This is a genomic window from Alcanivorax sp. 1008 (assembly GCF_020667895.1).
Lineage (GTDB): Bacteria > Pseudomonadota > Gammaproteobacteria > Pseudomonadales > Alcanivoracaceae > PGZG01.
The window spans coordinates 130,177-141,910 of the sequence record NZ_JAFMPS010000003.1 but is presented as its reverse complement, the minus strand read 5'-3'; the positions used below and the strand labels follow the sequence as shown (position 1 = coordinate 141,910).

11 protein-coding genes are annotated in these 11,734 nt (G+C 56.6%); 6 read left to right on the top strand and 5 right to left on the bottom strand.

Features of this window, described 5'->3' with window-relative positions; translation table 11 throughout:
• Window positions 1-48 precede the first annotated feature (48 nt).
• Entirely contained in the window at window positions 49-3,243 is a 3,195-nt protein-coding gene (locus J1C54_RS06045; protein WP_229145880.1) for a DUF11 domain-containing protein, read from the top strand.
• Between the two features lie 62 nt (window positions 3,244-3,305).
• On the opposite strand, the gene thrH is transcribed toward J1C54_RS06045, so the two are convergent.
• Entirely contained in the window at window positions 3,306-3,923 is a 618-nt protein-coding gene (gene thrH, locus J1C54_RS06040) for a bifunctional phosphoserine phosphatase/homoserine phosphotransferase ThrH (RefSeq protein ID WP_229145879.1), read from the bottom strand.
• 158 nt (window positions 3,924-4,081) lie between these two features.
• Here thrH and J1C54_RS06035 point away from each other — a divergent pair, with 158 nt between their 5' ends.
• A complete protein-coding gene (locus J1C54_RS06035) occupies window positions 4,082-5,656 on the top strand; it encodes a bifunctional GNAT family N-acetyltransferase/carbon-nitrogen hydrolase family protein (protein WP_229145878.1) in 1,575 nt (524 codons plus the stop codon).
• Between the two features lie 8 nt (window positions 5,657-5,664).
• Here J1C54_RS06035 and cysB read toward each other — a convergent pair whose 3' ends face one another.
• Together cysB and J1C54_RS06025 are read right to left on the bottom strand one after the other, a co-directional pair.
• Entirely contained in the window at window positions 5,665-6,639 is a 975-nt protein-coding gene (gene cysB, locus J1C54_RS06030; RefSeq protein ID WP_229145877.1) for an HTH-type transcriptional regulator CysB, read from the bottom strand.
• A 90-nt stretch (window positions 6,640-6,729) separates the two neighbouring features.
• Window positions 6,730-7,635 carry a 5'-nucleotidase gene (locus J1C54_RS06025; RefSeq protein ID WP_229145876.1) on the bottom strand — a complete coding sequence of 302 codons (906 nt, stop codon included), beginning with the start codon at window positions 7,633-7,635 and terminating at the stop codon, window positions 6,730-6,732.
• Between the two features lie 121 nt (window positions 7,636-7,756).
• Between J1C54_RS06025 and J1C54_RS06020 the strand changes: the two genes are divergently transcribed.
• Window positions 7,757-8,350 carry a hypothetical protein gene (locus J1C54_RS06020; RefSeq protein WP_229145875.1) on the top strand — a complete coding sequence of 198 codons (594 nt, stop codon included), beginning with the start codon at window positions 7,757-7,759 and terminating at the stop codon, window positions 8,348-8,350.
• Window positions 8,351-8,423: 73 nt separating this feature from the next.
• Here J1C54_RS06020 and J1C54_RS06015 read toward each other — a convergent pair whose 3' ends face one another.
• Together J1C54_RS06015 and J1C54_RS06010 are read right to left on the bottom strand one after the other, a co-directional pair.
• A complete protein-coding gene (locus J1C54_RS06015; RefSeq protein WP_229145874.1) occupies window positions 8,424-8,819 on the bottom strand; it encodes a PilZ domain-containing protein in 396 nt (131 codons plus the stop codon).
• 4 nt (window positions 8,820-8,823) lie between these two features.
• On the bottom strand, window positions 8,824-9,483 hold the full coding sequence (locus J1C54_RS06010; protein ID WP_229145873.1) for a hypothetical protein: 660 nt from the start codon (window positions 9,481-9,483) through the stop codon (window positions 8,824-8,826).
• Window positions 9,484-9,613: 130 nt separating this feature from the next.
• Here J1C54_RS06010 and J1C54_RS06005 point away from each other — a divergent pair, with 130 nt between their 5' ends.
• The 3 genes from J1C54_RS06005 to J1C54_RS05995 are packed head-to-tail and all read left to right on the top strand — an operon-like array spanning window position 9,614 to window position 11,729.
• Window positions 9,614-10,042 (top strand): hypothetical protein, encoded by a 429-nt coding sequence (locus tag J1C54_RS06005; RefSeq protein ID WP_229145872.1) that lies wholly within the window; start codon window positions 9,614-9,616, stop codon window positions 10,040-10,042.
• An 8-nt stretch (window positions 10,043-10,050) separates the two neighbouring features.
• The gene (mtnA, locus tag J1C54_RS06000) at window positions 10,051-11,094 is read left to right on the top strand and encodes an S-methyl-5-thioribose-1-phosphate isomerase (RefSeq protein ID WP_229145871.1); all 1,044 of its coding nucleotides are present in this window, start codon (window positions 10,051-10,053) and stop codon (window positions 11,092-11,094) included.
• Window positions 11,094-11,729 (top strand): methylthioribulose 1-phosphate dehydratase, encoded by a 636-nt coding sequence (locus J1C54_RS05995; protein WP_229145870.1) that lies wholly within the window; start codon window positions 11,094-11,096, stop codon window positions 11,727-11,729. Before mtnA ends, J1C54_RS05995 begins: the two co-directional genes overlap by 1 nt.
• Window positions 11,730-11,734: the final 5 nt, after the last annotated feature.

The following is an 11,734-nucleotide window of genomic DNA, read 5'->3' as shown; positions in this document are numbered from 1 at the left end:
AAAAGTGGCTCTTCTGACCTGCACAAAGATGAAACGGTGGACTAAGCTGTGAACCTTCTACGCAAAACATTGCTTCTCACAATAGCCCTGCTTTTTTCCTCGCAGGCTATGGCGGCTTTGCAATGTGAAGCCGACCCGGGGGACGAAGGTAGTGCAGAGGAAGCCGGCACTCCGGGGCCACTACGTTTTTATCAGCCCACTGGCAGTGTAGGCGCAGGCTCCACCAGCATTTCCCTGACAACGACGGTCGGACTTGCTGCCGGCGATATGGTCCTGGTCATTCAGATGCAGGGCGCCGGGATTAACTCGGCCAACACTGACAGCTACGGTGATGGGGTTGCTGGTGGCGACGCATCTGGCTGGCTGAACGATAGCAACTTCACGGCCGGACGCTACGAATATGCCGGTGTTGCCTCCGTCGGCGGCGGTACGATTACTCTTAACAGCCCGCTAATAAATGGTTACGTACGGGCCAACGCCAGTGGCACTATAGGGCAAAGTCGTTATCAGGTAATCCGTGTACCGCAGTATGACAACCTTACCTTAACCGGCAACATCTCTGCGCCGGCATGGAATGGTGAAACAGGCGGTGTGCTGCCACTGGACGTAGCCAATACACTGGATTTTAACGGCTTTAGCATCAATATGAGCGCCGCTGGTTTCCGCGGCGGCGGCGGCTTTCGACACACTGGCCGGGGCGGCGCTGCCAATACCGACTTTCGCAACACATCAAGCAACACGGTCAATGGTGCCCATGGCTCCAAAGGCGAAGGTATTGCCGGCACCCCTCGCTATGTTTACACCGGCAGCGGCACGCGAATTGACACTGGTGTAGAAGGCTATCCGAACGGCTCCTATGCCAGAGGAGCCCCAGGCAATGCGGGCGGAGGTGGCACTGATGGCCGCCCCAGCAATAACGACGAAAACTCCGGCGGCGGGGGCGGCGGTAATGGCGGCGCCGGGGCCCGAGGCGGTAACTCCTGGAACAGCAACCTGCCGGTGGGCGGCTATGGCGGCACTGCGTTTCCTGCCCTGCCCAACCGTTTGGTCATGGGCGGCGGCGGTGGCGCAGCCACGGGCAACAACGGCGACAGCCCTCCACCCCACGGAGGAGTCGGTGGTGGCATAGTATTAATCCGTGCCAATGATCTGGCCGGCAACGGCGTGATCAACGTGAATGGTGGCGACGGCACCACTCCCAACCCTGTCAACGATGGCGGTGGCGGCGGTGGTGCGGGCGGCTCGGCTTTAGTACTGGCTAACGGCCAAACCGGCACCCTGACCATCAATGCAGAGGGTGGCGCCGGCGGCAACGCGGACCCCGGTGGCGTTGCACACGGCCCCGGCGGCGGCGGCGGCGGTGGCGTGGTGTTTATCAACGACAGCTTCAGCGCTGTAATCAATACCACCCAGGGCCCGAGTGGCTACACCATTACTCCGGGCAATTATTTCGGCGCCACACCCAGCGGCGGCGAACTAGGCAGTGGCACACCGGATACCAACCCCGATGATATTGATGGCGTCAGCCCGGGTTCCGACTGTGCCGTCCGCTCTGACCTGACCATCAGCAAGACGCGTAGCAGTGGCCTGCTATTAGCCAGCCAGCCAGCGCAGTTCCGCATTCAGGTTAGCAATAACGGCCCTGATGCCACGCTGAATAGTATTGAAGTAGTCGACGTGCTGGACAGTCGCTTCAGCTACACAGGCTTTACTGGCACCGGCTGGAGCTGCAGCGAATCACCGGCACAAACGATCAGCTGCAGCCATGCAGGCCCGCTGGCCAACGGCGCCAGCCTGCCGGACTTATTCATTGATGTTGATGTTGGCGCGGTAGGTAGCGGCAGTCAGAACGTTGACAATACTGCCACTGTCACCCTGGCAACAGGCAATGGCAACGTGGATGGCGACAGCAGCAACAACAGCAGCACCTTGAGCGATACGATTTACGGTGCCTCGGTCAGTGGCAACAAGCGGCTGTATGCCTATCCGGCAACGGCCACCACCGGCACCTTGCAACGTACCGTGCCGACCACCGATATCAATGCCACGCCGCCAATCAATCGCAACAACCTGATGAACCTGGACCTTAGTCCGGCACTCTCCGACGACCTGGTGATTAATGGCGACATGGCCGTGCATCTATGCGTCAGAAAGTCCGGCACCCGCACAGATCTCGCTCGCACCGTGGGAGTCACGGTACGTCGATCCGACACTAATGCAATTATCGGCGCCACTCCAGCAACTCAAAGCCTCGCAGGAACAGATTGGCAGTGGCTTGTTTTCACTGTCAATCATACCGGCCCAACAACGATACCTTCCGGCGCGGGACTGCGTTTACAAGTGGATATGGCAAGTGGCAATAATTTTCGCACGCTGGACTTCAGCTCTAATGGCGCCGGCACCTTATGTACTTCACCGGACAACCTGCCGTCCAGAGTGGAAGTGGATGCATCCACTGTTATCAACGTGGATAGTGTCGAGATCTATGATGATGCCAGTCCTGCCGGGAACTTGATCAGCCGCATGGTGGAGTCAGCCACCGTGTATGTGCGTAGCACGGTAACGGACCCGTTCGGCTTTGCCGATATCAATAACGACAGCATTGTTGAAGTGTTTGATGCACTGAATAACCCGGTCAGTGGGCCCCATGGGCAAACTGCGGTGATCAGCCAAGCTGGCAATACCAAGGTGTTTGAATACGCCGTGCCGCTACCCGCGGACTGGCAGGACGGGCCATTTACACTCAGGGTGCGGGCCAACGAAGGAACCGAGGGTACGGTGACCCATTACAATGCGGCCAGCATTGAATTGACCGACCCGCCACTGTTAGCGGTATCCAAGCTGGCCAGCACTGCATCTGCCTCGCTGTTCAGCACTGGATCTGCTTCACCGGGCGAAGACATTGATTACCAGGTGCTGGTCAGCAACACTCACGTGCTGGGCACTGGCGATGCGGTAGGTGTGGCGGTCACCGACCAGCTACCCCAATTTACCAATTTTCTTGTGGGCAGCATTCAGTTTTTTGATGCGCCAGCACCCTATATCTCTTCTGGGCTGAGCATCGATGTCATCGAGTACTCTGAGGATGGCGGCCTGAGCTGGTTATATACACCGGTATCTGAAGGTGGCGGCGCACCGCCGGGATATGATGCAAACGTGACCCACTTCCGGGTGCTATTTGATGGCGTAATGCCACCCAACGGTGGCTTCCGCCTGGAGTATTCACTACAGCTGCAGCAGTAACACAAGCGGGCGTCAGAGGACGCCCGCAGCAAGTGGCATTACAAAGGGCTTTACAGAGAAAGTCAGGCTGGAATATCGCGCACACTGGCCTTGATGATCTCCTGTTTCAGATCATCATAGGTATGTACCGCAGTGAACTGCGGGAACTCATCAATCACGTTCTGTGGTGCATGAAACAGGATGCCCACATCGGCCTCAGCCAACATGGTGGTGTCGTTATACGAATCCCCCGCCGCAATCACCCGATACTCGAGGCCGTGCAGAGCCTTAACAGACATGCGCTTGGGATCCTTCTGGCGCAGTTTGTAATCGGTAATTCTGCCCTGCTCATTCACTTCCAGCTTGTGACAGAACAATGTGGGCCAGCCGAGCTGGCGCATTAGCGGCTTGGCGAACTCGTAAAAGGTGTCAGATAGAATGATTACCTGAAAATGCTCGCGCAACCAATCAACAAACTCTGCCGCCCCCGGAATCGGGCCCATCTCATCAATAACTTTCTGGATGTCCGGCAGACCATAGCCATGCTCATCGAGAATGCGCAGACGCTGCTTCATCAGCACGTCGTAATCAGGAATATCCCGGGTAGTAGCACGCAGCTCATCAATACCGGTTCGCTCGGCAAAGTTGATCCAGATTTCCGGCACCAACACCCCTTCCAGATCAAGACAGACGATTTCCACAGCACACCCCCCAGAAACGAATAAGGCGGCATTTTCCCTGTCCTGAAGGCGATTGGCAATGGCTCCAGCGGGGCCAGCCCGGTTATAGCTTGCAGCGGTGTTTTCGCAGGGCGCATCATGCAGGCCTCTGACCGAAGAGCATTGAGAGGATGCGGGCCATGGCAACACACAGTACATTCCAAGACGCTTCAAAGCGTCTGTTTATCCGTCAGGCCACCCGAGACGACATTCCGCAGCTGATGCAGCTTAGTAGCAAGGCCTATGCGGGGACCGGAATGCACGGCTACTCTTCGGGGCCACTTCAGGGACAAATGCACAGTTTCCCACAAGGACAGTTTGTCGCTGTTCTCGGAGAACATGTTGTTGGCTACTGTGCCACCTTCCGAGTCGCAGAGGATGTTGCTCTAAAGGAGCATGATTGGGCGAGCATAACCGGCAATGGCTATGCCTCACGGCATGACCCTGAAGGCGACTGGCTTTACGGCATGGAGGTCTGTGTCGACCCGGACGTACGGGGCTACCGGATCGGCCAGCGCCTGTATAATGCTCGCAAGCAACTATGTCAGGATTTAGGCCTTAAAGGAGTGGTTTTCGTTGGTAGACTCCCGTCCTTGGCAAAACGGATAAAACGCTTTGCCAGCGTACAAGAGTATGTTGACCACATCGTTGCCGGCCAGCAACGTGACCCGGTACTATCATTCCAGCTTCACAATGGCTTCCGCGTACATGGCATCATTTCCTCATACCTCGACGCCGACAGGGAATCACTCGGTTACGGTATTCACCTTACTTGGCAAAACCCCAAGGTTTCGAGCATTAATAGCGCTCAACGACAGAAAAAATACGGCGCCCGCGTGCCAGACAGTATTCGGGTGGGCGCGGTGCAATACATGCAACGTGGCTTGAAGAGCTTTGACGAGTTTGTCGAAATCGTAACTTACTTTGTGGACGTAGTAGCAAACTACAAGGGAGACTTTGTAGTGTTCCCCGAGCTATTTGCCCTACAACTGCTGTCCGTAGAACAAGACGAACTTGGCCCCTCCGCCGCCATCGAAGCGCTGAGCCAGTATACCCCCAGATTCTGCGAGACATTCCGAGAGCTCTCGATCCGCTTTAATATCAATATCATTGCCGGCTCACACCCCACCCTTATGGACGATGGCAGCGTTCAGAACGTTGCTTATATTTTTCTTCGGGATGGCACGGTGCACACTCAGGCAAAAATACACCCGACTCCAAACGAGTCATACTGGTGGAATATTCGTGGTGGTGACACGCTTACCGCCATTGATACTGATTGTGGGCCAATTGGCGTACTAATCTGTTACGACTCGGAATTTCCCGAGCTTGCCCGCCACCTGGTCGATCAAGGCATACGCATCTTGTTCGTTCCATTTTGCACCGACGAGCGGCAGAGCTACCTGCGTGTGCGCTACTGCTGCCAGGCCAGAGCCGTCGAAAACCAGATATATGTAGTCATGGCCGGCAACGTAGGAAACCTGCCCAAGGTGCATAACATGGACATCCAGTATGCCCAGAGCGCCATTTTGACCCCCTGTGACTTCCCTTTTGCCAGAGACGGCATTGCGGCGGACTCGACACCAAATGTGGAGATGGTGCTATTTGCCGATCTTCGCCCCGAAAGTCTGGAACTGGCCCGTAACAGCGGCACAGTCAAGAACCTGCGCGACCGCCGCCACGACCTTTACGGAGTACAGTGGCGTGGCAAGTAAGCGATGCGTTAGCGAACCGGCAACTCAATACCGGCAAATAGTTGGTCCAGCTCCTCCCGGGAATGGCAGCGCACCGCTGCATCCACCAGTTCCTTGCGCAAATGGGGAGCAAACTCGCGCATAAACTCATACATAAAGCCGCGCAGAAAAGTGCCCTTGCGAAAGCCTATCCGGGTAGCACTCGATTCAAACAGGTGGCTGGCATCAAGCGTCACAAGGCCATTATCCTGCTCTGGCGCCATCGCCATATGAGCGATGATGCCAATACCCATGCCTAGCCGCACATAGGTCTTGATAACATCCGCATCCGCCGCAGTGAATACCACCTTGGGCTGCAGGCCCGCCTGACGAAACGCCTCGTCCAGTTTGCTGCGGCCAGTAAAGCCAAATACATAGGTCACCAGCGGGTACTCGGCAATGGCGTCCAGGGTCAGCGGTTTCACCTTGGTCAACGGGTGCCCGTCCGGCACCACCACGGTCCGGTTCCAGCGATAGCACGGCATCATGATCAGATCAGAGAAAAGCTCCATGGCCTCTGTAGCAATGGCAAAATCAACCTGCCCCTTGGCCGCCATCTCGGCAATCTGCATGGGGGTGCCCTGATGCATCTGCAGAGACACATCAGGGAAACGCTCAGTAAAGCGCTTAATCACCAGAGGTAATGCGTAGCGGGCCTGAGTGTGGGTGGTGGCAATACGTAGCTCGCCACGGTTCTCATCACGAAACTCATGGGCAACCCGGCGAATAGACTCCACCTGCTGGAGAATATCCCCGGCAATTTGCAGGATAACCTGACCTGCCGGGGTGATATGGGTCAGATGCTTACCGCTGCGCGAAAACACTTCCACCCCCAGCTCGTCCTCAAGCATGCGAATCTGCTTGCTAATACCGGGCTGGGAGGTATACAGGGCCTGGGCCGTGGCTGAGACATTCAGATCGTGACGGGCCACTTCCCAGATATAGCGCAGCTGCTGAAGCTTCATGGCGTCCTCCGTGAGGATTGCTATCAGCAGTTATAAGAACACAGCCGGCTATACTCTGTCAGCATAGAGAAAAGACTGTTAAAAGATGGCCTAGCGGCGGCCTTGATTGCTTATCCCATGGGGCACATGACCGGCCGGCACATGCTGTCTTGCGGACTCACAGTGCCCCTGCTGATCATCAAAAAACACATCCGCGCCAAATGCTTTCAGGAACACACCTTTATCCAGCCCGCCCAGAAACAGGCTTTCATCAATACGGATATTCCATTCGCGCAAGGTCCGCACTACCCGCTCATGGGCCGGCGCCGAGCGGGCCGTCACCAGTGCCGTCCTGATGGGACATTCACCCGGGGCAAACTCACTCTGCAGATTGTGCAGGGCGGCCAGAAAGCCCTTGAACGGACCTCCGTGCAAAGGCTGGCGAGCCGAGCGCTGCTCGTTCTCGGTAAATGCCTGCAGACCGGACTCCTGAAAGATCCTCTCCGATTCATCCGAGAACAGCACCGCATCACCGTCAAAGGCGATACGCAGCTCGTCCCCCTCTCCTGCCTTACCACCGGGCAAAATAGTCGCCGCGGCGAAACCGGCATCCAGAGCACCCATAACGTCTTCATAGTCAGTAGACAGGAACAGGTGGGCACCAAAGGCTGACACGTAACGATGGGGACTGGCTCCACCGGCAAAAGCGGCTCGGCTGATCGGCAAGCCATAATGCTGAATAGAATTAAACACCCGCAGACCCGTATCGGAGCTGTTTCGCGACAACAGAATCACTTCAACCCGTGGCTCCCCTGACAGGCGCTGATTAATACCCAGCAGCTTACGCACCAGGGGAAAGGCATCTCCCGGCTCAAGAACGTCTTCCTCATGGGCAATCTGGTATTCGTGATAAGCCGCCAGACCCTCCGCCTCGTAGATGCGATGACTCTCTTCAAGATTGAACAGCGCCCGCGAACTGATCGCGACCACCAGCTTGCCATCGAAGGTTACCGGCATGTCATCTCGCTCCTGTACACAAAATCGTCGGACGATCTGGCAAAAACTGTTCTCGCTACTTCGTCGCTGGCCTATAGTAATCCCGACTTGACCCGTAACCCAAGGCAATAGGGAGCCTTCCATGGCCGCAAAAAAAGTGAAAGACCAGGTAAGCGAACTGCAGGATCAGATCCGCAAGCTGGCCAACCGTTTTGACGACGAACGTCAAAAGCAGGTTGCCGCACTGGAGAAACAGCTTGAAGTGGCCCGGGAACGGGTTCGCGAAGAGCTGAGCAAGCAGAAAGAAAACCTCTCCAAACTGGAGGAGCTGCAAAGCGAATACCGCGAGAAGGCCTCTGGCGCCGTCAACAAGCAAGTCGACAAGCTGAAGAAAGCTGCCGACGAAGCCTTTGACCGAGCCAAGGAATCTGAAGCTCGCAAGGCGCTGCTGGAAACCGAAGTCAAGGTACTGAAAGCCACTGCCAAGCAGGCTCATAGCCTGGCGGGCTGGATTTCCAAGTACGAAAAAGATCTGGAGAAACGCGCCAAGCAGATCCAGAAGAAAGTGACCCCGGCAGCTAAAAAGGCTCCCGCCAAAAAGGCCCCGGCGAAGAAAGCTGCAGCACCAAAGGTAAAGGCTGCACCGAAAGCTGCCGCCAAGGCAAAAGCCGCACCAAAGAAAGCCGCTGCCAAAAAAGCGCCGGCGAAAAAGGCTGCTGCCAGCAAGAAGGCGTAGTCAGCAGAGCTCTTCACAAAGAGTAGTTCTGCAAAATAAAAGGGGCGCCTCAAGCGCCCCTTTTTGCTGTGCCTCAGCCTGTCACTGGTGGCGGTGTCAGGCTTTCTTCCAGCCCGTAGAGAAGTGTCAGCGACGCACTCGCCTGCCCCGAAGCCAGCTCCCCCAGATTGCGGTAAAACCGAACCCCCACCCGATAACTGCGGCCATCACGGACGCAGCTGACCACTTCGGCGGGCAGGCGGCGCAAAACGAAGTGACCCGCATTCAGGTCAAGCAGCAGACGGCTACCCACTGGCAAAGCACGGGCTAGCAGCAGCCCGGCACCAAAGCGGTTGTAGTCCATTACTTGGCACTCACCCTGACTACCACGCCGCCACCAACCGGACACCTTGCGGACACGGGCCGGCATCCGTGTAGTGATACGTGCCAGCTTGCGCCGATTACTCATCGTTCCCTGACGGCTACTCATGTCACTAGACCTCGATCAGCATACTTTCAAAGTAGTTTAATACTGGCTGTCGTACCTTGGGATGCAGCCCCGGCAGGCTCTTCTGCATGGCCGAATGGGCCGCCTTGTGGATGGTTGCCCTTCCCGCGCCAACCAGACCACGAGTAATAGCACCGGTTTTAACCAGCCCCATGGTGCGGTCAAAAAAATGTTCGATGGCGCCATCGGCAAATAGGCCCATGATGTGTATAAGATGAGCCTCTTCACCACTGCCCTTACGGAATGACTCGAACATCAGCGCCGCTTCGTTGGCAACCTCAGGGTCAAGCGGAAAGCCACACCAGGGCTTACCTTCATAGATCACCTGAATACCGCTGAACTGGTCCGCCAGAGCCCGCTGCTCATCCGTAGAGACCTTGTGAAACACCTTATGCACAAGGGCCCGTGATGCCTTGCCAATAATAGATATGACCCCATTCATGACACTGGCCATACTGCCTTGCACGTTCAGGGACTTCACCGGACCATCGAAAAAGGCCTCTAGCACTTCACTAATGAAGTCCTCACTGATTTCTGTGATCAACTGCTGGTGAATCACACCAGGATTGTTGGCCACAGCCTCAAGCAGGGCAACGGTGTTGCGATGAAGCTTATCTGACGCAGGAAATGCAACATAAACAGTCATACTGGCAAACTCTGGACTAGCTTGTGATATTGGCGCGAAATCATACCCGAAAGGATACAGGTAAAGGGATGACATCATCGGCAGGCGATCAGGTCGCCAGAGTCAGAACCTGACGAGGAGTAAATTGGACTTGGCATTTCTGGAATCGCTCTACCACTCTCTGCAGCCGTGGCTACCCCTGCTCACGGCAATCGGCACCGTTATGGCGATTGCCTCCACCATCGCGATTCCGTGGCTGATACTGCGCATGCCTGCTGAATATTTTGTCAGCCGGGCCAAGCCGGCACCGGACCGGAGCCCGCTTGGCTGGGCGATCTGGATGGCACGTAATACTGTCGCCACGATCCTTTTCGTCTCTGGCTTGCTGATGCTGGTGCTGCCCGGTCAGGGGCTGCTGACTATCCTGATCGCCCTCGCCGTCAGCACTTTTCCGGGCAAATACAGGCTGGAGCGGTCCATCATTCGCCGGCAAACCGTTTTCAAGGCTGCGAACTGGATCAGACAGCGCTACCATCGCAGCCCAATCATTCACCCGGACGACCCAGACCACCGTCACTAGGAATCTTCATGGCCATTATTGAAAGTCCGGCGATCCGCTGGCACGGCGATCGCCTTGAGCTGCTCGATCAGCGAGCCCTGCCGCTGGAAAGTCGCTGGCTCAGTTATGAAAATGCTGAAGACACCGCCCATGCCATTCGCGATATGGTAGTTCGTGGCGCTCCCGCCATCGGCATCACCGCCGCCTATGGTGTGGTGCTGGCCGCTCGCATACTGGGCAGTGAGGCCAGCCTGAGCAACCTTCAGCCAGCCTTTGATGTTCTCGCTGCAAGCCGGCCAACGGCCGTTAATTTGTTCTGGGCCCTACAGAGAATGCAGGCTGCCTGCCAGCTGCAGGGAGAGCCCCTGATCGAACAACTCAGCGCGGAGGCAGTACAAATTCATCAGGACGACCGGGATATGAACCATCGTCTGGCGCAACATGGCGTCGCAATGCTGCCCCCCGACAAGCAGGTCTACACACACTGCAATACTGGCGCACTAGCCACCGGCGGCCATGGCACTGCACTGGGCATTATTCGCTCAGCCTGGGCTGCGCAACGGATCACCGGCGTAGTCGCTGGTGAGACCCGGCCATGGATGCAGGGCGCCCGACTGACCAGCTGGGAACTGCTGCAAGATAATATTCCGGTAACACTGGTGGTCGACAGTGCGGCAGGACATGTCTTTAAGGGCGGCGGCATTGGTGCGGTAATCGTCGGCGCCGATCGCATCACAGCCAATGGCGACACCGCCAACAAAATCGGCACCTACAACCTTGCCGTACTGGCGCGCCACCATGGCATCCCGTTTATTGTTGCTGCGCCGCTATCCACCATTGACCCACAACTGGCCTGTGGTGACGCTATCGAAATTGAACAACGTAGCGCGGCCGAAGTGCGCAGCATTCATGGCGTGCAGGTTGCCCCGGAGAATGTGCCTGTATTCAACCCGGCCTTCGATGTCACTCCAGCGGAACTAATCAGCGCCATCGTCACCGAGCACGGCGTGATTGAGCAGCCCGACACTGATAAAATGGCCGCCCATCTGGCCTCGGCAGGAAACCCGCGCTGATGATTGCACGTCCCTGGTCCCCGACACTTTTTCGTGAAGCTGCACGTAACATCGCGGCCATCAGCCAGCGCCTCTATGAGCATGGTTGGTCCCCGGCCACCAGCTCCAACTACTCCATGCGTCTCAATGCGGACTATTGTGCAGTGACCGTTTCCGGCAAGGACAAAGGAACGCTGAACGAAGCCGATGTCATGGTTGTGGATATGCAAGGCACGCCAGCGAGCAACGGCAAACCCTCTGCGGAGACTGGCCTGCACACCCAGATATACCGCCGTTTCACCAATATCGGTGCGGTGCTACACACCCACAGTCTGGCCAGCACCGTGCTGACCATGCACTGGCCAGAACGCAGTGAGCTGGTACTCAGCGGCTACGAACTTTTGAAAGCACTGGACGGGGTAACCAGTCACGATACCGAGCTTGTTATTCCGATTTTCGACAACACTCAGGATATTGATGCTCTGGCCCGCGATGTCGATGCTGCCATGGCGAATGGTCGCATCCGCTACGCCTATCTGATCCGCGGCCACGGCATATATACCTGGGCAAAAGACATGACCACCTGCTTCCGCCAGATAGAAGCACTGGAAGTGCTATTGGCCGTTGAACTGGAACGCCGCAAGATCGGCGGCTGAGGAGA

What these genes read in the sequence shown, in the direction of transcription:
- J1C54_RS06035 (WP_229145878.1), top strand. Translation starts at nt 4,082, where the DNA reads ATGGCAACACACAGTACATTCCAAGACGCTTCAAAGCGTCTGTTTATC.
- cysB (WP_229145877.1), bottom strand. Translation starts at nt 6,639, where the DNA reads ATGAAGCTTCAGCAGCTGCGCTATATCTGGGAAGTGGCCCGTCACGAT.
- J1C54_RS06025 (WP_229145876.1), bottom strand. Translation starts at nt 7,635, where the DNA reads ATGCCGGTAACCTTCGATGGCAAGCTGGTGGTCGCGATCAGTTCGCGG.
- J1C54_RS06020 (WP_229145875.1), top strand. Translation starts at nt 7,757, where the DNA reads ATGGCCGCAAAAAAAGTGAAAGACCAGGTAAGCGAACTGCAGGATCAG.
- J1C54_RS06015 (WP_229145874.1), bottom strand. Translation starts at nt 8,819, where the DNA reads ATGAGTAGCCGTCAGGGAACGATGAGTAATCGGCGCAAGCTGGCACGT.
- J1C54_RS06010 (WP_229145873.1), bottom strand. Translation starts at nt 9,483, where the DNA reads ATGACTGTTTATGTTGCATTTCCTGCGTCAGATAAGCTTCATCGCAAC.
- mtnA (WP_229145871.1), top strand. Translation starts at nt 10,051, where the DNA reads ATGGCCATTATTGAAAGTCCGGCGATCCGCTGGCACGGCGATCGCCTT.
- J1C54_RS05995 (WP_229145870.1), top strand. Translation starts at nt 11,094, where the DNA reads ATGATTGCACGTCCCTGGTCCCCGACACTTTTTCGTGAAGCTGCACGT.